Raw genomic sequence first — 25,507 nt, 5'->3', positions numbered from 1 at the left:
CTCCAGAAAACCAACACCACCGTCGTCCTCGGGCCAGACCCGGATTGAAATGCAAGGACAGCATTTCAACCACGCGAAGCGGCCCGTAGGGTTGAGCGCAGGAGCGCGAAATCAAACCCATTTTTATGCATCCACCCTGGCATCGACCAGCTCAGCCACCTAAACCTCAAGCCCACTGAGCACCTCGTCAGGCTCAGCATGACACCCGTCGAAGTGTCTACCAGACTGTAAGCCACTTTCTCAAGGAGCGTCGACTTCAGTCGACGTCAATTGATGCCTCAGCACTGAAAAACCATCACCCACAAAAAAATCCCGATCGGTGCCGGGATTTTCTTGTGGCTTAAAGTAACACCTGGCTGCTTGGAGAGGGGGATTCAGCCAGGGTCACTCCTCATGCCTCCCTTCTAATGTTTCGGTTCCATCGAATTGCGCACCTCCACCAGGTGCTTTTGCGCTTTCTTCAACTGCTCCATCAGAAACCGATGCAATTTCAAATCGGGCGTTTTCTCATGTGAGATGCGCACAATCTCATCCTTCAATTGTTGGATCTTGTCCAGCAGCTCGATGTCAGGACGCTGCAAAAAGTGCGCGGTTTGAATGTTCAAAGATTTGATCTTTTTGTAGTTGTTGCCGTTGTTGTTATTGTCGCTGTTGGTGTTCATTTTTCATGTTTTATGTTTTAGGGATGGCTCCATGATACGCATCTGATCGACGTTCCAATAGCGCAATTCTCTGATTGGCTTGTAAGAAAATATCGATGGTTTGTGATGAAAATTGCAAGGGCTGACAGGCACTTGACCGCCCAGCCCCAAAAACAAACCGCTCATCTGAAGTTCAAATCGAATGTGAATGTGGTCACAATTTTTCCGGTATAAAAAAATAAGATATCGCCCAAACCTAAAACATTTCAATAACAAAACAGGGGTCTACAATGAAAAATATCAGGCATCTCCTCATCCTCTTATGTGGCATGGGGTGGAGCAGTATGGGTTTGACCTATTGCTGGTCAGACACCATCTTCAAATCCAACATAGAAAATCTGTTTCCTGGGGCGCCGGGCTCACCCGCGCTGAGCGAGAACGACGCTTCCCGATTCTTAAACCAAACCACCTTCGGAGCCAAACTGTCTGAAATCAGACACCTCCAAGGTGTGGGCATTGACAACTGGTTGGATGAACAAATCAGCCTGCCAGTGACCCTACAGGAACCGTGCATGCAAGCGGTGCTGGATGACCCCGATTTACCGCTGTACCAAAATTCCCGCCAGGAATCCTGGTTCCTTAATTCCGCCGAAGGCGAGGACCAATTCCGCCAGCGCATGGCCTTTGCCTGGTCTCAGTTGTTTGTGGTGTCAGACCAAGGCAGCCTGGGTAATGAAGTCATGGGTCTGGCCAAGTATTACGACATGCTGGCCTTGAACGCCTTTGGTAACTACCGTGACTTGCTCGAAGACGTCACCAAAAACACCATGATGGGCTTTTACCTTGGCATGTTCCGCAACGCCAAGGCCGATCCGGTGGCCGGCACCCAGCCCGATGAAAATTATGCCCGTGAGGTGCTGCAATTGTTCAGCATTGGCTTGCACCAACTGAACATGGATGGCACCGAAATCCTCGACATCGACGACAATCCCATCCCCACCTATGACCAAACCGTGATCGAAAACTTCGCCCGCGTGTTCACTGGCTGGAACTACGCCGGATGTCCTGACAACAACTGGGAATGGTGCCACCCCGGCCAAGATGAAGTTGACGGCTATGCGCCAATGGAACCGATTGAAGCCTACCACGACACCGATCCCAAGACCTTGCTCAATGGCCAATTGGTGCCCGGTGGCCAAACCGCCCAACAAGACCTCGATGCGGCCTTGGACAACATCTTCAACCACCCCAACGTGCCCCCATTCATCAGCAAACAACTGATCCAACGCTTCGTCACCAGCAACCCATCACCGGCTTACGTGCTGCGCGTGTCCAACGTGTTCGCCAACAACGGCAGTGGCGTGCGCGGTGACATGGAAGCGGTGATGCGTGCCATCCTCACCGATGACGAAGCCCGCAACAACAGCTTCATCACCCAGCCAGCTTATGGCAAATTGAAAGAACCTTTGATCCGTTATTTGAACATCCTGCGTGCTTTTGAAGCCAGAAGCCCCACCGGTCGCTACGGCAACTGGAATCCCGAGTTTGCCTACCTGCAACGGGCCCTGGGGTCACCTTCAGTATTCAATTTCTACAAACCAGGCTTCCAACTGCCCGGGCCGATCCGCGACCAAGGCTTGGTTTCCCCCGAGTTTCAAATCACCAGCGAAACCACCGTGGTGACCATCGGCAATGAAATGAACCAAGCTACCAACCGCGGACACCACTTATATAACCACTGGAATGACAGCATGCCCTTGTTGCAGCTGCAACGAGAGCTGTTGATCCACGACGACACCAATGCCTTGTTGGATCATCTGGATCTGCTGCTGTTCGCGGGCCAAATGTCAGCCCACACCCGCACCACCGTGGCCAACATGTACGACAATCTGGAAGACGATGATGCCGTTGAGCGCATCGCCTCGTTGCTGTATGTGTTGAGCTTGTCACCTGAATTTGTGATTCAACGCTGATAGAGGAGAACATCATGAACCGAAGAAAATTTTTAAACCGCTCCATCTACAGCACCTTACTGGCCGGTGGCATGTGCTCAGCTGGTGGTATGCTACAACTGGCCAAAGCGGCCTCCTTGGACAACCGACACCTCTTGGGCACCGGCTACAAAGCCTTGGTCTGTGTGTTCATGGACGGTGGCAATGACAGCGCCAACATGGTGGTGCCCCGAGGCGCCGCAGAACACGCCGCATATGCCCAAGTGCGCGGCGATCTGGCCTTGAATGCCGGCGACGTGTTGCCCATATCACCGGCCAACAACGGCGGCCGCCAATGGGGCCTGCACCCTGAATTAACCGGCATCCAAAGCCTGTTCAACCAAGGCCGCGCCGCCCTGGTTTCCAACATTGGCTCCTTGGCATATCCGATCACCCAGGAAGAATACAACAACGGCTCCGTGCCCATCCCACCGAATCTGTTTTCCCATTCGGATCAACAGGTTCAGTGGCAAACCTCGGTGGCCGACCAAGCTTCCTTGTCCGGTTGGGCCGGCCGCATTGCCGACCTGTATCACAACAGCGTGAATAACAACAACAGCCTGTCGATGAACATTTCCATCGCCGGCAACAACACCCTGCAAGTCGGTGAATTGATCAACCAATACCACTTGACCAACCAGGGCAGTGTCAGCCTCAATGACACCTTTTGGGGCGACGGTGACAACCGCCTGGCAGCCTTACAAACCCTGCTGCAAGAGCCCCAATCCAATCTGTTTCAACAAGGCTATGCCGACATCTTCAACCGCTCCATTGAACTGGACTCGGTGATTTCAGCGGCCTTGGCAGGGGCCAGCCCCATCACCACCGCTTTCCCTGAACAAGTGGGTTGGAACACCCTGTCAGAACAGTTGGAAATGGTCGCCAACATGATCAACGTACAAAGCACCATCGGCATGAATCGCCAGGTGTTTTTCGTGCGGGTAGGCGGGTTTGATAACCACGACAACCACCTGGCTGACCACGCCATTGGCATGCAGAACATCGATGGCGCCATCTCCGCTTTTTACGATGCGATGATTGAGCTGAACATGGAGAACAACGTCACCTTGTTCACCGCTTCGGACTTTTCCCGCACCTGGATTTCCAATGGCCAAGGTTCAGACCATGGCTGGGGCGGCAGTCATTTCGTCATTGGCGGCGACGTCAATGGCGGTGACTTCTATGGCGACATGCCCATCATTGAACCCGGCAGCATCAACGCCATCAGCGACCATGGCCGCTGTATCCCGACCATTGCAGTCGATGAGTACGGTGCCACCTTGGCCCGCTGGTTCGGTGTTGCCAACGGCCAGATCGCTGATGTGTTCCCGAACATTGGTCGCTTCAACAGCAGCGACTTGGGTTTCATGAACATCACATGAGCAACCCACCACGATGACCAGGGGGTTTTCGTCGCAAGCCTTCCTCTCCTTTGGCTTGTTAATCAGCACACTCAGCCCGGCCCGGGCCGGGTTGAGTGGCTGTGATGACCTCGGCGCCATCGAAGCACTGCCCAATGTGGACTTCGCCACCGAAATCCAACCCATCTTCGACAACCACTGCACCCAGTGTCACGGCGGCCCCAATCCCATCGCATTCATGGACTTAGAACAAGGCTACACCCAACTGGTCGACGTCCCCAGCTTCCAAATCCCCCAATTCACTCGCATCACTCCAGGCTACCCCGGCGACAGCTACCTGTTCCTCAAAATCAACTGCGCCAACCAATTCGAAGGCGACCGCATGCCCAGAGAAGCCCCACCCCTGTCGCTGTTCGACCAAGCCCTGATCCGTGACTGGATCAACCAGATCCTGATTTTTCGGACCGGGTTTGAGTGATTTCTATCCATAGGTAAGAAAACATTGATACACGATTAAGAAAACCACTGATTCTTGCTGATGGCAAATTCTATATGCTTGTTCTTGGTGAATAAATGAACAAGTTTTACAAATCTTCCATTTTTCAACCATTACTTATGGCATATTAAATTCATCGAGATATAATGGCGCTGTGAGTGTGTAATAAGCGGCTGAATAACCTTGGGTTATTTGGCATGGATTTAAATATAAATGGATTTTGCCATGTCCAAAAAAAACACACCCTCAATTCTCATTTTCTGCTGCCTTGTCTTGTTCAGCCAGCTAGGCTTAGCTCTTGATTCTTCTGTGCTGATAGAACATCCACCAGAAACCCAATCCTTCAATCATTCTGTTTTATATGTCGGCGATGAATCTGGCTTGTCAATTTTGAATTATGCTGGAAATTACGATAAGACTATCAATGGCAATCTTAATTTAGAGGCACGGCAAGCAGTTACCGCCGAGTTGTACAACCACATTCCTGATCAATTTGACTTTTTGGTCATTTTCACCACCTTTCCCATCAATTTGGATGGTGGAAATGCTTTTGCCATTACATTAGAAAATGATGTATCAGGCATTGGTTTGCCGATTTTTGATAACAGCTCAATAATGAGCAGTGAACAATTGCAGGCCACCATAGACATGGGGTCAATCGGCCAATGGGAAATGAATCCTGGTAACAGGTTTTATGACACCACTCTGGATGTGCTGGTTCATGAAATGATGCACCGTTGGGGTATCTATGTTTTGTATGAAGATGCAGACAACAACATCAGCCAAGCCTTATTGGGTCGGGATGGGGTCCATTGGAATTTCTTCATGCACAGTCAAGCATCATTGATGTATGGCTCTTCTTGGAATGAAAATACCCCTGGTGAATTTGAAGCCATCGCGGTCAGCCGATCTCTGAGTCCGCTGGACTTGTACTTGATGGGGTTCAAACATGCCAATGAAGTGCCTGATTTTTTCTTGATCGAAGACGGGACACCAGGGAATCAAACAGATACGCCTCCATTGATTGGGACACAAGCCAGCGGATCTCGGGTCAATATATCGATTAATGACATCATTGCTGTCGAAGGAATTCGCTCCCCAGGTGTGGATCAGTCACAGAAACAATTCAGTTTTAAATTTGTTCTTCTCAAAAAACCGGAAGAGTCCATTGATGATGCCATCAAAGGGAACTTGTTGGTTTTACAAAAGGAGCTTCAGAAAAGGTTTTTTGCTGAAACCAGCGGCATGGGAGAAATTCGATTTCCAGCCATGAACCAAGCCATCAGTTCAGGTGATCCAGTCATTTTGGACTATCCTCTGGATACCAATGCCGTCTACGATCCGGAGTCTGCGGAACTGTTTCTGACTGATACATTGGCACAGTATGAAAACTGGAGTGACAAATCGGCGACCCAAGTTAGGGACACAGCCACGGCATTGGTTACTTTTAAAATGTTGTCATTGTCAGACTGGGTCACTGTTGGTGAGAACTGGCTGGCGAATTTTTCATCACCAACACATGATGAAATGGCTTGGATGTTGTTGAGTGGAGGATTGAGTTCAACGGCCCAAGCCGATTTGGCCCAGCAGTTAAAAGATTCTGTCAATGATGATGGAGGCTGGGGATTGAAGCCGGGTGGAGGTTCTTCTTCATTTGATACTGCTTTGGTGCTTAAAGCTTTGATGTTTGTAGAAGGTGAAAACTTTATTCCAACGATGGATACCTTGACATATGTTTTGGACCAAATCAATGAAGATGGGGGCTTTGGTTATGCCAAAGGTGGAGCCAGTGCCCTAACCAGCAGCAGCATGATGTTGCACTCCATATATCATTTGACCAACAACAGTGTTGCTGAACAGCAATTGATTGATTTTATTCTGGCTCAGCAGCATCCTGATGGTGGTTTTGGTTTTGGTGCCAGCACAGCTCATGAGACGGCCTTGGTGATTGAAGCTCTCGAAGCAGCTCACAATCAGGATCATTCTTCTGTCATCGAAGATGCCGTGACCCTGTTAAGCTCCATGCAAAGCGTGAATGGCTCATTTGAAGGCAGCATATATGCCACCTCACTGGCCATGAATGTGTTGGCTGATGTGCAGTCACAAAACATCAGTCTGTCACAAGCAGCAGTCTCTAATGGCCAACCCATTGCTGGGGAAAACATCGCGATTGATTTCACAGTATTGAATACTTCTGATCAATCATTCGATGATGTGAGTGTGGCAATCATGATTGCTGAACAAATCATCAGCAGTGACTTAATTGCTGAATTACCAGCTCGTCAGTCCATTTCTGAACGCATCGTGCTTAGCACCACTGGTATGGAGGGAATCATTGACTTACAACTCATCATTGATTTGGAAAACAACATTGATGAGTCCAATGAGTTAGACAACAAATGGCCTCTGAGCATCCAAGTACAGCCAGTAACTTCCGCTCATGAATTGGCTTTTGACTGGAGCAGCTTGACTTATGATCCATCAACTGTTGCTGTACTTCCCAATGATCTCAGCACTTCTGTTATTGTCAACAACTTATCGTCAAGTTCTGTCGATGATGTTGAAGTCAGTCTGGCCAGATTCATTGATGACTTCAATCAAGAGATTTTAGACACCCTTGTCATATCGCTAGATTCCATGTCGAGTCAAACTGTGAGCTTTGATACGGCGATAAGCCAAGTATCAGATACCCTCAATTATGTTTTGTTGATCGATCCAAATAATCAGATCCAGGAAGTGAATGAAGAAAACAATCAAATTCAGTTTTCTTTGACTGTTGAAGCGAACATGGACTTAACTGTCAATCCGACATCTGTGTCTCACCCTGAGCCTTTTGTGTTGGGACAATCTGACCTGGTTACATTTGCTGTGTCAAACCCAGGAACACAAAGCTCTCCGGGATTTGATGTCAAAGTATATTTTTTGGGCACAGGTTCTCCTGAATTGTTGTATGAAAATTTCATCCCAGAATTAAACGGTGGACAATCACTGGTCAGGGAATTCAGTTGGACACCTGATGAGATCGGCGATCATCAAATAAACTTCATCATAGACGAAGATGATTTGGTGGCAGAATCAGATGAAGGCAATAACCAACTGAGTTTGCCTGTATCCATTTCTAACAACATACAAACCAATTTGTTGCTGGGTAATGAAAGTCTATCATTCAACCCGGATCCGGGATTGTCGGGACAAGATTTGGTATTGACAGCCACCATCCAAAACACATCAAACAATGACAGTGGCTCTTTTGACGTTAATTTTTACCAACAATTGAACAATGCCCCCAATCAATTGATTGATACAGTTACATATCCGGGACCACTGAATGCCCAAGACCAAGTTGATATCAGTACTATCATAAGTTCATTCCAGTCATTTGGTGAAATCACTTTTGTGGCAGAGGTCGACCCCACCAATGCAGTCGACGAGTTCAATGAAAATGACAATGTGGCTTTCAAAACATTTCGGGTATTGAGCAAAGCTGATGGTATGGTTTCGGCTGGAGGTATTGATTTGAATCCGTCTCAGCCGGTATTGGGAGAGCCGATTACCGTTGAAGTTTCTGTGGCAAACTTGGGAGAACAAGATTTGATTGATGGCGAGTTGCGCCTCTATACTGCATCTGCTGTGTCCCGAACTTTGGTTGGGCAATTAACGATTCCTTCCATTCAAGCAGGCTCTACCCTTACAACCGATTTTAATTTCACATTCCCCAATGATGACACCATTGAGAACGTCGAAGCTGAATTTGACTCAAATGATGAAATTGATGAGATCAACGAAAGTAATAACCATGCTATTTTGTTGATTGAAAATCAAAACCGAGAACTTTACGTTTCCGAACAATTCATTTCTCCCAATGGAGATGGTGTACAAGACCACACCAACGTGGTTTTTAATTTGACAGCCAGTGATGACATTTCCATAAAAATCATCAATGAATACGGTGAATTGGTCAAATCATTTCCTGCATTAACTCAAGTTTCATTCGGAGACGTCAGTTGGGATGGAAAAAATGTCGCCGGTCGGTTGGTGACAGATGGCCACTATTGGGTACAACTGTTTGGTCTAAATTCTGGTATTTTCAAAGAAACCAGGATGGTGGTCGACACCAACCGCTCCCCACTGTTGGATGCCATCAATGAAAACAAGGGGACATTTTTTGATTTGACGTGCAGCTTGAATGCAGTCTCTGGTCAAGTATTCTTCAGTGCAAACAATAAATACATTTTTACCAACCGATATGTTGATAATCAAGGTTATGAACAAAGTGGCTTATTTCGCATAAAAACGGATGCCACTGAAGTTAAAAGTTTGCTGTCAAACGCTTTCCTCACCGCACATCGATTCAACCACAATCAACCTTTCAAAGTGTTGGAAGATGGCAACATCATCTTTTACACACAAAATGACACCACTGGCAACAGTGAGCTTTGGAAGTACAACACCGCCAGTAGGCATGTCAGCAGCCTCAACGGACCTAGCTCTAACACATTCTCTCTGGATTACATTGGTGATTCATTCACGCTGGTCCGGTATTTTGACCAAGGGCAATACCATCATCACAAAGTATCACACGACCCAGCTGTGTCTTCAGAGGCATTGAATTTTGCTGTCAATGGTGAGCAGGTAGTGAGCAAAAAGAAACTGAAATACGGATGGGTTTGGGCCACAGAGGACAGCAATCAAGTTAAAAAATATTACCATGATTCGACAGAGAACTTAAGCAACCCAATGCAGTTGGCTGAGTATCCTGAACTTGCTGACTACATTGTTTCTGAAAATGGAAAGTTCTTTTTCATTCATTCAAAGGATGCGGGTGAATTGAAATATTATCGAGCCGACAATAACCAAGTCACTCTCCTGATTGATGAAGCGGATGACCCGATGACAATCTCTGTGATCCGATTATTGCGTGAGAATCAATTGCTCAAAGTGTCAGCAGGTTTTAGCCGTGTCTATGACAGCTTCGGACAGCTTTTGGTACAAGCTTCGCATCCAATCAATATGACTTATTTTGAAAATCAGTTAACTCAGGAATTTGGCTCACTAGACAGCTTGATTTTATATCATGAAACTGGAGAAATACCTTATGCTTTGAGTGATTTACAAGACCTGTCATTGGTCATCGAACAATTACAAGTCAGCGAAGCCGCCGATCAAGAATTGTATCTGCAGTTATCTGCCACGCTGAGCGGAACTTTGGACCTGTCTTCAATCGGGTATTCGGATGAGTTGGTGCAGATATACGCCAATGACCAATTCAATCAACGTGTTCAGTACAGTGATTTAACCCGAATTGAGGTCACTGAGTTGAATCATATGAAGGTCTACAACCCACCTTTGTTTGAAGGGATGAGTCGACTATTTTCTGTTGGTTCAAAAATGTATCCAAAATCCATACTGCAGGATATCGAAAAACTGGAATCTCAACTGCTCAGCAGCTTTCAATTTGAAGCCCTGTCTGTTACACAACAATGGCCTCAGGTGGTGCAAAAAGCATTTCTGCACAGCCATTACTTACCGTTCCATACCCAATGTGCACAATTTGAGAACGAATTTTATGGCATCTTTCAGTCTGAAGAGAACCTGACTGCATTTATATCCACTGAAGTTCAGGATGGCGGTGTGCTGATTTCGGGTAGTGCATTCGATGGAAATTTTGATCGTTTTACCCTGGAGTGGCAATCCATAGGATCGGCGAATCAAAGTTGGCAGATCATTGACGTCATTGACACGCCGCTTTTTGAGGGTTTCATGACCTATTGGACTCCGACAGTTGCGGGTCATTATCGCTTGAAACTGACTGCATTTGATCAAGCTGGCAACCAAACCACTGACACCAGCGAAGTGTATGTGGGAGAAGTCAGTTCAGACATCAATAATCCAAATGTCAGTCCAATGCATTTTTCTCCCAACGGTGATGGTGTCCAGGATCAGGTATTGATTGAATATGATGTGATGCAAACATCGGAACTGCTTATTGAAATCAAAGATTCCAATGGGGTGCCAGTCAAAACCATTACCCGTGAATACATCGGCCCCCAGTCCGATGTGGTGAGTTGGGATGGTTCAGGTCATCTGGGGCAGGCGTTGACCGAAGGCGTGTACACCATCAGTTTCAATAACTATTCTTATCAAGTCACATTAGATGTAACACCCCCAGTAACCCAAGCCCGCTTGATGCAAAACCAAAAAGGCATGGACTATTCACAGTACCTGACATTTCCTTGGAGCACAGGGGTATCCACGCACGCCTTTTACTATGACGAGTTCACTGATGAAGACAACCTCAAGGCCAACTCGTTTATACAGTCTTTCGATGAAATCAGCCAATCTTGGTCTGATGATATTTCACGCAGGTGTTTTCTGAAATTCACTCATGACTTCATATTTGATTTACATTTGAATGAATTGTATCGATGTTACACATCTGACTTGGCAGGCAATCAATCAATTTTCGCTGAAATGACCATTGACATCGATCCCATTTACAGCGTGTTTTTATTGAAAAGGCCGCCGTGGCAAGATTATCCCCTCAGCGTGGTCCCCTTCAGTTGCCCGGAAGATGATGGCACTACATTCGCATATCCTCCATGTGAAGATGACTTCGTGGTTGCCAAGGAAAACAGCTTTGGCATAGCCGATTGGGATGTGGAAGGCGATTTGTTCTTTGTATTGGAGTCATTTTCAAATGAGTCCATTAACCAAGTAAAAATGGTGACCAGTTATCGGGAAAAGCCCTCTGATCCAGGGATTGTCGAGGAACATCTTCTGCAGTTTGCTGCCAAGGAGTTTTTGCAAACCGAATTGTTGTTGGATGAGGAAGAACTGCAAATGATGGACGGCGGTGCCCCAGGGATGTTTGGTTTGCAACACGGGCGCAAAACATACTATCTGCATTTGGCATCAGATTTATTCCCGAACACTGCAGAGGTCATCAATGTCAGGTTTGACTTTTCCTATGCAAATGGTGATACCCACAGTGTGGACTGGAACATTCAATTTGCTAATCAAGGAGTGGAGTTATTGGCTTCAGTGGATCAATATCTCGAAAAAGGGTTGGGGTTTTTGCCGCCAGAGTTAAGGCAAGCCACTAAGTTTAATCAACGATTGACGACCAGTTTAGAAGCGATGCGTGAAGCGTTTGATATCAGCAGTGACAAAGACTATTGGCTGTTTGTCAAAACCCAAGCCGATGAGATTGTGAACCCCATCTTGACTGCAACCAACATCGGACAAGACCCAGTGCTGTACCTGCCTGTATATGCCGCCACTCAAGCTGCCGATGAAGGCAGCGCTGGCTGGGTGATACAACTGTTTGAAATTGATCACAACTCATGCTACTTCCCAAGTGTCAAATACCATGGCAATCGTGGAGATGGAACCAGTATCAACATTGACGATGGACTTGGGGCGTTTCGACCGATTTGTATGAGTGACATGGTGGTTACTCAAAAGTATATCGCGGGTGAATCTTGTGATGCGTCACATCCAATGGATTCGAACATCACCATTGAGGTGGATGGCATGCTTGGGGCAAGTTCCAACTTGCCGGCAACCCTTGAAATATACCGATTGCAAGGCGAAGTGGAAGATTTATTGTACATCACCACTGACATTGCGTTGACACAAGACAGTGGCCGTTCAATGTTTTTGACTGAAGTGGTATTTGATAAATCGAATTTTGCTGCAGGAACTCAGGATATATATGCCCGTTTCAAGGATTCAGAAGGTAATGCATATGAAGAAAGAATCGAAATTTTGATCCAAGACCAGTCGGTCAACACACAGATCATTGAACCCAATGGTGGTCAAGTGTTTTGCGCGACCGACTTGAACACAGGAATCATACAATTGCCAGTTTCGTTGCAGTTTGATAACAACAGCAACAAAAACATGACGGCCAACCAATTCATTGAAGGATCATGGATAAAATCTTTGACAGGTATCGAGATTCACCATGGTGAATTAAACCTGGTTTCTGATCTGGTTTATGATGGTTACTTGGTTGCAGAAAGTTGGGAATTGGCAGCCCCAGAATTTGCCGGTGAGTCACAAATAATCATCGAAACCATCAACTCCACAGGAGTCAGTCAATGTACTTCAATTGAGGTTCAGATTGATGCCCTCCTGGATGCCGACATCTCAAGCTCACAAAACACCCAATTCTTGTCTCCACTGGGAACCGGATTCAATACCGAAGTGGGATATCTGAGTATTTATGCTCGTGAACCATTGCAGGTTCAAGTGGAGTTGTACCAACTGGATGGACAAGGTGTGGCAAATTATGTTGGCCTCCAGGTTGATGACAGTTTGATGATTGATGCACAGACCGACCTGTTCTGGGACGGTTACTATGCAGGTGCACTGCAGGAAGATGGCACCTATCTGTTGGAATCATCCATTACCGATGACTGTGGCTTAGAACAACAGTTCAGCACCTATGTGGTGATTGACAGCGCATTGCCTGTGGTGGGTTTTGATCAGCCCGTCAATGGTGCTGTGGTTGGCAGTTTGGAAAACGTGTTGGCAGTCATCAGCGACCCTCATCTTAATCCTGGGTTGGCCCATTTGTCATTCGAGTATAACGGGAGTTGGAACCCCATTGATGTCATTGACTTGGTTGCATTGAATGAGACTGATTTTGAAGTGTTTAGCCAGTGGAATCTCAGCCAACTACCAGCCGATACATATCCGCTGAGAATATCTGCAACTGATTTGGCGGGTAATCAAAATGAAGCCATCATAGAAGTGAGTTTCAATGATACATCTGATTTGCTTTGGGACTATCGGGTCACAAACAGGTATGTTTCACCCAACGACGACCAAGTGCTGGACCTCACATCGGTTTTGGTTGGATTGAACCTCAATGCTGAGGTGTCCATTGAAGTCTTTAACAGCAGCCTGACATCGATCAGAACACTGGTAAACTCAGAAGTTTTGGGGCAGGGAAGTCACGAACTGGAGTGGGATGGAAAGGATGACTTTGGTGTGGTGGCGCCAGATGGTGATTATGAGATCAGACTGACTGCCACAGAAAGTGGCGCACCAGGAAACATGGTTGATATGTCCATCAATGTGGTGGTGGATACCACCGCTCCAGTTGGGTTGCTGGCCCCCAATTTGCCCGTGATCCAAGGAACCGGTGAATTGGTCTTGGAATTGAATGAAATCAATCCACAGCTGACACAAGTGTGGATTCAAGAGATTGAACCCCCGGGGCCGGAATCACTGTTATTACAAACAGCAACTGATGGCCAGTTCACACTGGTTGATTTGTCCGGGCTCAGTGAATCTGAACATCAGGTGCGGCTGTTGGCACGTGACAAAGCCGGCAATCAACTCAGCCAGGTACATTCATTTACTGTGGATAACATACCACCTGTAACTGTGCTGTCTGAACCCACTGATCAGAGCTTTCAAGGTGGAGAGTCAGCGACCATTGAAATCAGCGGCGAGGTGACAGAAGCTCATTTCGAAAGCTATCAAATTGAATTGAGCCCGGCAGTTGAACCCGCTCAATGGTCACCCATTGCCAATGGAGCCGAATTGATTGATGACAACTTTACCGTGACATGGCCCATATCCATGCCTGATGGAAATTACTGGCTTAAAGTTGTTGCCACCGATGAGGCCGGATTGATTGGTGAAACAGTGGTTGAAATCACCATTGACACCACGCCTCCTGATGTGGCACTGGCCGCTCCAGCGGCACAATCCACTCATGCAACGGAGGTCTTGATTACAGGCAGTGTCACCGATGATCATTTGAGTTTTTATTCGCTCAGTTATAAATCATCAGATCAGGATGATGCGGATTGGGTGTTGTTTTACACCCAGTTTGAGCCGGTTTCCGGGGCAGACATCTTGCAGTGGCACCACCAGTTGAACTCAGGATCTTATGATCTTAGATTGCAAGCTTTTGACCAGGTGGGGTTGGTCTCAGAGGTGGTTCGCCCTTTCATCATTGATGTGGACCCGCCGGCGCCGGCATTGTTTTTGGAAGCAGAATTGAGTGGGCCGAATGTGTTGCTCAATTGGCAGGCATCTACTTCATCAGAAACTGTGGGCTATTGGTTGTATCGCAACAACCAGGTGGTGAACCAAAATCTGTTGAAAGAGACAACTTACCAGGATCCAGCAGTGGCTGAGGGGCAATACAGCTATTGGGTTGTGGCTGCTGATGCGGCAGGAAATTTGAGCATCCCCAGTAACACAGTAGACATTGCGGTTGATCGTTCTGGGCCTGAAGTCTTCATCACAGCGCCAACCCAGGGCCAACGCATCAGCGGCATGCTGGCAATTCATGGCACAGCATTCAGCGAAGCCGATTTTGGCCAATACCGTTTGTATCATCGCCTTTCCGTTGCAGCACCTCCAGGCACACTGATCACACAGTCAAACTTCCCTGTCACGGGGGCTCAGCTGGCAGAATTGGATTCCAACTCTTTGCAACAAGACAGCGAATATGTGATCAGACTGGAAGCCCAAGATTTGACTGGAAATTCAAATTTCACTGAGCACACCATCTGGGTCGACAATGTGGCGCCATCAGCTCCCCTTAACCTGACTCATTTGCTGTTCAATGACAATGAAGTTCAACTGAACTGGAATGCCAACGCAGAATCAGACCTTATGGGTTATTTGGTGTTCAGGAACAACACGCTGATATCTGGAGATGGCACCATACAAGGTTCCCTTATCATGGCGACATCTTGGGTTGATGTTGACGTCCCTGATGGACAGCACAGCTATCATGTGGTGGCTGTCGACTTGGCCAATAATTTCAGCCAAAACAGCAACCAAGTAGAAGTAGATATTGACATCCAGCCCCCTCATGTCACCATCACTCAGCCCCTCAATGGTGCTCAGTTCGAGACAGCCATTGCCATCCACGCCAGTTCAGCTGATTTGGACATTGATCAAGTGTTGTTCGAATATTCGTTGGATGGTTTGAGTTGGAACAGCATTGATATTGATCTTACAGCACCTTTTTCAGTCACCTTTGACCCAAGCATTTTTGGCTTGTCGTTTGGCACAGTGCAGTTCAAGGCCACAGCCACCGATGAGGCGGCTCAAATTGATCCTGCCCCTGATGTGGTTGTGACTGAATACACCGATTTAACACCACCAGAGCCTGTCTCTGGATTGAATGCAATCGTCACTGGTCGAGACATTCATTTGAACTGGAATGTTGCTGCCGAGACCGACTTGAGTGGCTATGTGGTTGCCAGAAAAAGACTGCAACCAAACCCTGAGAATGACTTTTCCAGTTTAACTTCTTCAAGTTATGATCAGACCACTTACGAAGATTTGGGTTTGCCTGATGGCATTTATGTCTATCGATTGCATGCGGTGGATCAAAATGACAATCCATCCAATCCAGTCAACAGCAGTGAATTGAGGGTTTATTCAGTGCTCATCGATCAACCATATTCTCCGATTTTGGATCCGGCAAATGTGATTTTCAACGGTTCCACTCCGGGCTCGGGAGTCATTGATGCCACATTAAATAACATGTCAGGTTCGACCCCATTAGCCAGCCCAACAGTTACAGCAGATGGTTTTTTTAGCATCATTGATGCTGTATTGACCGAAGGCCAGAATGAGATGACCGTCTCTCAAGTGGATGCTACGGGTAACCGCAGTGTAACAGCATTGGTAGGCGTTCAGGTCAGCCCAATACCACCGTTACCACTGAATGTATCCAACGTGTTGAATGGGTACGACTTGACCTTATCTTGGCAGGCACCGGAGGCTGACACTTTCGGCTACTTACCATACATCAATCAGCAGCCTGCCATTGATTTGATGCCTTTAAGCGTTGGATTAAATACATCGGTCAGCTCATCAGCCTATGCCGCTTACACCATTACAGACGGTGATTTGCTGTCATCTTGGGCCCCTTCTTATGCTGACCGCACCGATGGTGTTCCAGTTTTTGTTCAAATTGAATGGCCTGCAGATTTTTGGGTGACAGATGTCCAAATTCATTGGGAGCAGGATTATGATTATGTCGGTGATGTATCAGCTCCCAGCCATTATTGGTTGCAGTTCAGATCTCCCGTGGGCTGGATCACACAAGCCGATTTTTCCGGGAACGATAATGCTCAGGTGGGCTTCACACCGGATACACCTTACTTGACAGATGCGTTGCGGATTTGGATGCCCCTGGGTGATTCTGGGGGACCCAGAATTGCACTGAGTGAGGTAGAGATTTGGCATCAACCTTTGATTAAGACCACCAGCTATGACCGCACCATGGCTGATGGCATGTATCAAATTCAACTCAGCGCCATCAATCAATATGGCTTTGAAAGTGACCCAACACCCATTGATGAAATCACGGTTGGAGATGTGACACCACCGGATGCGGTGACTTTGGAAGGTCTGCTGGTTAATGGCAATCAAGTAGATCTGAGTTGGACCCCTGCTGCCGCCAATGACATCGCCTTTTACCGGTTGTATCGGAATGGAGATTTGGTGTTTGTTTCTCCAGACGCCAGCACCTTGCAACACACAGCCGTTGATTTACTCAATGGCGAACATCGATTTCAAGTGGTGGCAGTTGATGGGGCTGGTAATGTGTCTGATCCATCCAATGAAGTGATCATTGTGGTGTCTCAACAATTGCTGCCACCTCCCCAAGGGTTGGTGATCAGCGCGCCGCCTGGTGGACAACAGCTGAGTCTGACTTGGCAAGCAATCGTTGACACCCAATTTTCTCATTACATCATTTATCGGTCAGAATCATTGACCGAAGGTTTTGCGCCGATTCATCAATTAACTGAATCCAGTCATGATGATACAGGCCTGACCAACGGCATTCGTTATCATTATCGCCTCACTGCGGTGGATTTAACTGGCAATGAAAGTCTGCCCTCAGCGGTGGTTTCTGCAATGCCTTTGGACTTGATTCCTCCCAACCCGCCAGAGATCACCGCACCAACCACTCACGGCAATCCAATCAGTGTCAATCAATTGACCATAGACGTATCAGGGCAGGCCGATCCAGGCGTACAAGTGGCATTGCATCAAAATGATGTTGAAATTGAACGTGTACAGGCATCAATCGGTTACTCGGAGTCCAGGGTGCCATTCAACGGCAACTTTGATACACCGGTGTTTAATCCGTATTCTGATCAATTCATTTACTATGATTTCAATACCGGTGAAGTCAAAATTGCCGACCCAGCGTCAAACTCATCTGTGGCCCTACAAAGTTTTGATGTTCGGGATTATTTCTGGTCCAGTGACGGTACATTGGTTTATGCCGTTGTGGGCTATGGTGACCAAAGCAGTCTGCGTGTTTTCGCACTGAATGGCAGCGAGTTAAGTACGGTATTCAGTGGTTATCAGATCAACAAAGCCATTGTTTCGATGGATGGAAGCCAAATATTTTATTGGGGGGAAGGGCTCAATCCTGACACCAGCTTGGTAGAAAATGGATTGTGGTTGTACACCACAAGCAATGATCAGTTTCACAAAGTCAACACCAATCAAAACGAGGAACTGTACCAGCCTGCCATGAATTGGTATGCAACAGATTCACTGGCTTTTGTTAATTTCCCTAATGGCATTTTCAGCGACGGTGAGTTGTGGTTGTTGAATACGCAGTCACAAAACTTGACTTCAATGGGTCCCACGGCCTATTTGACCACATTGCGGGCCAACTTTGATGCGAGTCATTTGTTCTACGAAACTGAATTGAATGGACACAAAGCGATCACCCGGTTGAATCTGTCTGACCAGACTACTGTGACCCAAGCCCGAGAAAACACCGACTTGCAAAATCCGCTGGTTGGCACCGATGTCAATCTGGTCATGGTGGATGTCGATTGTTGTGACAAAACCATCATTGATATGAATTCTGGTGAAAATGTATGGGTCATCAATGACACTGGATTCGCATCCCAGGGAACCTGGTTGCCAGACAACCGCATTGTTTTGTTGTCTAACAATGAATTAATTCAATTGCAACCACCGGGCTTGTTTGTTTTCCGTGATTTATCTTTGGTTCCTGGTTCCAATGAATTGATCGCTGTGGCACACAAAGCCAATGGCATGGAATCAGTTCCTTCAGCTGCCATTGAGGTGACTTTGAATGAAGCCGTTTTGGCTGACTTGGAAATCAAAGGCCACTACTTACAACTGTTGCCATCACAAGCGCAACTTGGCCAGTCAATATCTGGTACTGTATCGGTCAAAAATGTCAGTCAAGTGGATGTCGAACAAGCCCGTTTGTTGATTGAATTAACCGGTCCAGATTTAATTTCTCAAGTGCTTGCACCAGCGCCATTGGATTTCAGTTTATCTGCAGGTGAGCTGTTGGTGGAAAGTTTTACCATCGAGCCACCCAATACTCTGGGAGAGTACACGGTTCGTGTGGTGGCAGACTCCAACAATCAAGTCCTGGAAACCAATGAAAACAACAACTCAGCTGTCCAGGTTTTTCAAGTGATTGATGATGCCATACCGGATGTCCATGTGACATTGAACACCGCCACGGTGTTGCCTGGTGATGACTTGGATGGAATGGTCCGCGTGTATAACCCAGGTTTGGTTTTTAATGGGTCGATAGGGATACGCATCACCGACGCAAATGGGTTTCCAGTGGGTTTTGATGAGACTCAAGCCATTGATTCGCTACCGTCAAATCAGGCTTGGCAGCAGGCATTCAGCTGGAACAGTGCAGCAGTGTTTGCTGGTGATTATTGGGTTGAAGTGACCTTATTGGATCACAACCAACAAGTCTTGGATCAAACACAACAGGCTTTTGCCGTGTTTGAATTGGCTCAAATGTCTCTGTCATTATCCACTTCTGCTGCTCAAGTTCAATTGAACGAGCCGATCAACTTAGCCGCCAACGTTATTTATCAGCAAGGCAATGTGCCTCAGTCTGGACAATTGTTGTGGGACATTTTCGATGAGAATGAGGTACTGGTATTCAGTGACACACAAAACTTGGGGTCATTGCTACCTGGTTTTGCGGGTTCATTCATTCAATCATGGACAGCCATTCAGCCAGGAGCATATGTTGCCAGGGTGCAATTACAAACCAATTTGGTGACAGAATCAGCCCAAATACCATTTATCGTGTTGCCAGTAACGGCTGATTTGTCATTGGGTGGCGAGATTCAAGACCTACCGGCTGCTGTGATTTTGGGTCGCCAATGGCAAGTGAATTATCAACTCACGAACACCCACTCTGTGGCATTAGAAAATGTGCCGATCAGCCTGTCTTTATGGCAGGATGACCTCAGTGAACAATTGTTGGTGGACACATGGGTGACTTCTTTGGGTGTCGGAGCCAGCACCCAGCAGTCGGTTCTGTGGGACAGCAGCGAAATGACAACCGCCCCATATCTGTTGGTGTTGAGTGCAGATTTGAGTGGTTTTGGAGGCAGTGACAGTTACCTGATTGATACCCTGACGATCCAAACGGCTGATATTGATGGGCCACAAATCAACATCATTGAGCCACAAGCCATGGCCCATTACCCATCCAGCTTTGAAATGCGGGCAGTGATCATCGATGAGCACGCAAACATAGGACACGTCAGGGTGATGTTGGATGGCATCCAACAAGTCACACTGGCAGGACAGGGTTTGAATGACAATTACCAGTATTGGTTGACTGGAGTGTCTGATGGGTCCCATGAAGTTTCGCTTGAAGCCACAGATGACTGGGGCAATATTGGTAGCCAATCTGTCTCCATTCAAGTCGACAGTACCGCGCCGGTGATTGACATCACTGGAGTGAGTGATGGCGGGCTATATAACAGTCCGGTGCAGGCAGATGTGGTCATCACTGAACTGAATTTAGCCAACACCCTGACCACATTGAACGGTGCGCCATACATTTCTGGCAGTCCAATCAATGAGGAGGGCAGTCACATATTGATGGTCGTTGCCACCGATTTGGCCGGCAACACGTCCACCCGTCGCATGACTTTTAGTTTGGATTTGACTGCACCAGTGGTGATCATCACCCATCCTGCCAACAACAGTGAAACCAATCAACCCAGCATCAGCGTGAGTGGAAACACTGAAGCCATGGCCACGGTTAACTTGGTGAATGGTGCATACCAAGCCTCTGTTCAGGCCAATCATGCGGGTCTGTTTAATCTGGCTGATGTGCCTTTGGCCAGTGGCAGTAACAGCATCATTGTGGGTGCTACGGACTTGGCCGGTAACACTGGTATTGATACGACAGTCAATGTGATGCTGATCGATGGTGTGGATGTCACTGGCAGTCTGGATGCTGGTTCCAGTCACAATTTGGGTGATACCATGCTGGTTGATTGGCAATTGACCAATCAGAATAATTTCCCAGTCACGCAACTGCCGTTGTCAATAGGCTTATATCGGGTGGCAGACAATCAGCTGCAGGATGCTGATAACTTGACCGCAAATTTGACCGCTGCAGGAGTGTTGACGGGTACAACAGAGTTCGCCACTGACACATTGATTTCTGGCCCGCATCGGTTGGAAATGCAGGTTCAAATCGAGGGTCAATGGCAGTTGCTGGATGACCACTTGATTGATTTACAAGACGTTTTGGGCCCGGAATTGACCGTGGTCGAGCCAATTTCCAATCAGTTATTCGATAACAATGTTGAGTTTGTGGTTTTGGCCAATGATGCCCACAGTGATGTGAACGAGGTCAGCTACCAACTGGATGGCTCATCCACGTGGGTGCCTCTGACATGGAATGGCGTTGAATATGGCACACAACTGTCATTAACCCATGGTGATCATCAAGTCGTGTTCAGGGCAGAAGACAGTCATGCCAATGTGACCACCAGTGCAGTGGTCTCTTTTGCAGTCGATACCCAAGGTCCGATGATCGAGGTGAACAGCCCATCAGATGGACTGATCACCAATCAGCCTGTGTTGGTGGACTTTGAAGTCACTGATGACCATGGTTTTGTTGCCGTGGCAGAGTTGAACCAAATAACGATCGATAATGGACATGTTGTGGATGCCGAAGGTAGCCATGAACTGCTCATCATAGCCACAGATGAGGTTGGAAACAGTGCATCAGTCATACGTGAGTTCATCATCGACACCACCGCTCCAGTGCTGGTGGTTACGGCTCCAATCAACAACAGCCAAAACACCACTGGGCATGTGGTGGTCAGTGGATCATCAGAACCAAGCAACACCATTGGGATTGATGTCAATGGCAGCTTCAGTGTGGTCAAAACCGATGCAGCTGGACAGTTCAACTCCCCGGAACTGGATTTGCAGGTTGGTATGAATCTGATCACTGTGACAGCCACCGACCAAGCTGGCAATGTCAGTGAACCACAAATCAGACAAGTCGAATACATCGAAGTGGGCGCTTTGTCAGGTCGCGTTTGGCAGGATGACGATCAAGACGGCATGATTGATGGCGGAGAAGTCGGTTTCAATCAAGTGGCACTGCGCGTTACTGATGAAAATCAAATCAGTCAGGAAATTCTGACCGACACCATGGGACATTATTCTCTGGTGGATTTGGTTCCCGGTGAATACACGGTGGCTGTGATTGAGGAAGCACTGTTGAATGAATGGATGCTCACCACCAACAACAATCCTTCACAGGTGATTGTTGAGGCCAACCTAACCAGGATTGAAAATTTTGGGTTCTATCAAGAAAAACCCGTCTTGGCAGCGAATGTCCGAGCCAACAAACAAACTGGCCGCCTGCTGTTATTGGTCGATCCGGCCACTGCTCAAGTTGACTCGAACCAATGCCAAGGCCTCAGTGACTACCGCCTACAACGTCGCACAGAGCACAGTTGGGCATTTGCTGATGTCATCACAGCGCAACTGTTTGATGCCCAAGGCACCTTGATCCAAACAGAAACGGCAGCCTATGTCGACTTCATCAACATCGGCCAACAAGTCATTGATCAACAGGGGGAAACCAGTGATGTTAATCTGCTGTTGATGCCGCCTACCAATGGTGTTGTGGCGGCTTGGGTACACCACGCCAGTGGTGCCAATCCGGCCATCATGATGCAACCATATCAGCTGACTTTGTCACTGCAAAGCTCTCAGGGGGTTACCAGTTGGTCCAGCGGTTTGATTGATGTGGGTTGTGAATTGATGGCTGATATAGGTGGCCAAGTCGGTGATTTACAAGTGGCTGATGTGCGCTTGTTTCCTGCTCTGGCCACAGATGACCCCAATGGTCCGGCCACAGCACCCTATTTGGCCAGCCAGCAGGTGATGCTGGAAAACATGTTGCTGTCAGAAGGTTGGTCATTTGACCTGGTCACCGAAGCCAGCGAATTTTCCGAGGCAATGGCCACAGGTCAGTATGTGGCTTATGCGCTGTTGGCGGAGAATGTTCTACTCAGTGATACACAGCAAGATCAATTGATGCAAGCAGTGAATGCTGGTGCCGGACTGCTGGTTGCCAGTGGCCATGACAACTTGACCGCCCAATCCTATTCAGCCATGGGTGTGAGTGTGATCGGTACTCACCAGTCTGCCATTGCCACAGAATGGTTGGCCTCGCCTTTCAGTGCTCCTGAAGTGTTGGCGATTGAGCCCACTGAGCCGGTGTTACAGGTGTCTTTGTCAGGTGCCACCGGAGCGGCCCACTTCAATGGTCCAGGTATCAATCAACCCAATCACTGGGCCATCAGTTGGTTGGATGGCTTGGAGGGATCTGCTGTGTTTGCCGGTTTGGATTGGTTGTTGCAAGCGATGGGTCAAAATGGCATCAATGGTTACATGCCAATTCTCAAAGCCGCATTTTCTTATACCCATCCATTGGGATTGTCCAATGAATTGGGATATGCCCGCGCAGTTCAATTCGAGTTGGTTAACAGTGGCCGCGCTGTAGCGGGTCATGTTCAGGTGTTGCTACCGGAAACATTGCTTTTGGCTCACAGTGACACGATGATCACTCCCAACCCGGATGGATTCAGTTTTGCCTATGACCTGGCTGAAGGTGAGACCATTACCCGTGAATTTTGGCTTATGGTTAACGACTCACCTGCCACATTAACATTAGAGGTGTATATTGACGACGATGTGGACGTGCATCAAAGCTTGGATTTGACTTTGATTGCAGGTGAGCGGCCAGACCTGAGTGCTGCCATCACCAATTGCCAAGCTGGGGTGAAGAACGGACAAAGCCTGACATACCACTACATCATTCAGAACACTGGAAATAAGGCAATCAATGGCGTGGCAGCGTATGCTGAGTTTGATGCAGGTCTGGCAACTCCTGGCTGGACCTGTGTGGCCTCTTCAGGAAGCCACTGTTATCAAAACAGTGGCGTGGGTAACTTGACAGGTCAGTTACTGGACATGCCAATTGGTGGGCAAGTCGAGTTCATTTTCCAAACCGTGGTGGTGGCGGCAGAACCGGCATTGGTGATGGGTTCAGCAGAGGTGTTGATGCCTGATGAAATATCCGACGTTAATCCAAGTGACAACTTCGCACATGACTCAGACACAGTGTACCCATTTATCTTCAAAGATCCATTTGAATGCGCTGCACCGGGTTTTATGAATGCCGATAATGCTGGTTTGTTTACCGACATGGAGGGCCATTGAAATGAAAAAGCACAAGGACAATCAACCAAATAACAAATACATGATTTGGGAATTGAGACATGTGGCTCGAATAGTTTTCGTCTTAATCATGTTTTTCAGCACCACCTTGTGGGCAAACGACCCTCAAGAATTAAAGGAAGAGTGGCTGAAAGGCTTGTTGATGGGCCGGGATCTAACTGGGGTGGCTGCCAGTTATGCGGCCGCCCAAGCAGTCACAGACGACACCCAACTGCACCACGACAATCCCTTGATTCGATATCAATCGGCTGAACAAAACTTCATTAAACAGTTGGATAAATTATCGCGCATCAAAGGAGAATTGCATGAACAACATCAAGATTTTATTGACCATGAATTCAACCAGCTGAAGCATCACTATCAGAAAACAGAACATTGGCTCTCAGATCTGTCGAACGGACCACTGATGAAATTGAAACCAGTGGTTTCAGAACCAAGTCGAGAATTGTTACAAAACATGCAAACTCGCTGGCAAGCCATTGAAAGGGCGATGCAAGTGCCAGTCAAATCATGGCAGGTATGGACCAAATCAGGCATCCAACAACTCAAACGAAGCCAACAACCCATGTCAGCACCGGTTGAGTCACGGCCCATCCTGCGCAATGAATTGCTGCCTTATAACCACCAAAACTGGGTGGCACCACCCTTGAGCACGGAACCCATGATCACCCCGACTTATGCCGATGAAATGGCATTACCCGGGGATGCCGCTGGTTTGATTGCTGATGATGTGGTGGCTTTGACCCCAGATATCTATGCCATGGCCGCCAGCTTGGAGCATGACTACATCAAAATCCATAACTTTGTGCGATTGCAAGTCAGGCGACAGTATTATGCCGGTAGCATGAAAGGGGCTCACGGAACTTTGTTGTCATATGCCGGAAACGATGTGGATCAGTCAGCTTTGTTGATCGCATTACTCAGGGCTTCCAACATCCCCGCCCATTTTGTGCAAGGGGTGATTGAACTACCCATCGATGAAGCGGTGATTACCTTGGGCATCAACGAGCCCAGTCAAGTACTGCAAGCTTTGGATCGAGCCGGTGTGGCGCATGAGCCCATCATTCAAGGCGGTCAAGTTCGAGCGGTGCGATTGCACCATACTTGGGTCAGTGCCTACATTCCTTATGCCCATTACCGGGGCAGTGCCAACGACCTTAAGGATCCGGCATGGATACCATTGGCGCCGGCAATCAAACAAGCAGAAATCATTCCGGCATCGATTGTTTACGCCAACTTGGGATTGGATGAAAGTCAATTGATCACCGATTACTTGGTGGGCGATGCAGTGACCACCAACCAGTCACCATTGGCTTTTTGGCAGGAGCATTTACAAAATGCCCTGGTTGGTCAAACCGATGACTTGAGGACTGAAGTCCAGTTGGTCAATGACGCCTGGCACGTTTTACCGGCTTCATTGCCTTTCAAAGTCAC

The 25,507-nt window shown here is 47.6% G+C and carries 5 protein-coding genes and 1 pseudogene; 5 read left to right on the top strand and 1 reads right to left on the bottom strand.

Going from position 1 to position 25,507, the window contains the following annotated elements:
• Nucleotides 1-404: 404 nt before the first annotated feature.
• The gene (locus K7G70_RS14715; RefSeq protein ID WP_223789417.1) at nt 405-662 is read right to left on the bottom strand and encodes a hypothetical protein; all 258 of its coding nucleotides are present in this window, start codon (nt 660-662) and stop codon (nt 405-407) included.
• 323 nt (nt 663-985) lie between these two features.
• Between K7G70_RS14715 and K7G70_RS14710 the strand changes: the two genes are divergently transcribed.
• The 5 genes and pseudogenes from K7G70_RS14710 to K7G70_RS18115 all read left to right on the top strand — a co-directional run.
• The gene (locus tag K7G70_RS14710) at nt 986-2,614 is read left to right on the top strand and encodes a DUF1800 domain-containing protein (RefSeq protein ID WP_223789416.1); all 1,629 of its coding nucleotides are present in this window, start codon (nt 986-988) and stop codon (nt 2,612-2,614) included.
• A gap of 14 nt (nt 2,615-2,628) precedes the next feature.
• Nucleotides 2,629-4,014, top strand: coding sequence for a DUF1501 domain-containing protein (locus tag K7G70_RS14705; RefSeq protein WP_223789415.1), 1,386 nt, complete (start codon nt 2,629-2,631; stop codon nt 4,012-4,014).
• A 13-nt stretch (nt 4,015-4,027) separates the two neighbouring features.
• The gene (locus tag K7G70_RS14700) at nt 4,028-4,471 is read left to right on the top strand and encodes a hypothetical protein (RefSeq protein WP_223789414.1); all 444 of its coding nucleotides are present in this window, start codon (nt 4,028-4,030) and stop codon (nt 4,469-4,471) included.
• A gap of 633 nt (nt 4,472-5,104) precedes the next feature.
• Nucleotides 5,105-24,055, top strand: coding sequence for a CARDB domain-containing protein (locus tag K7G70_RS14695; RefSeq protein ID WP_223789413.1), 18,951 nt, complete (start codon nt 5,105-5,107; stop codon nt 24,053-24,055).
• Nucleotides 24,012-25,199: pseudogene (locus tag K7G70_RS18115) on the top strand (transglutaminase domain-containing protein); the annotation flags it as partial. The gene K7G70_RS14695 and the pseudogene K7G70_RS18115, both read left to right, overlap by 44 nt.
• Nucleotides 25,200-25,507: the final 308 nt, after the last annotated feature.

The sequence above is a fragment of the Marinicella meishanensis genome, from assembly GCF_019931145.1.
Taxonomy (GTDB): domain Bacteria; phylum Pseudomonadota; class Gammaproteobacteria; order Xanthomonadales; family Marinicellaceae; genus Marinicella; species Marinicella meishanensis.
This window is presented reverse-complemented; position numbering and strand designations above follow the sequence as displayed.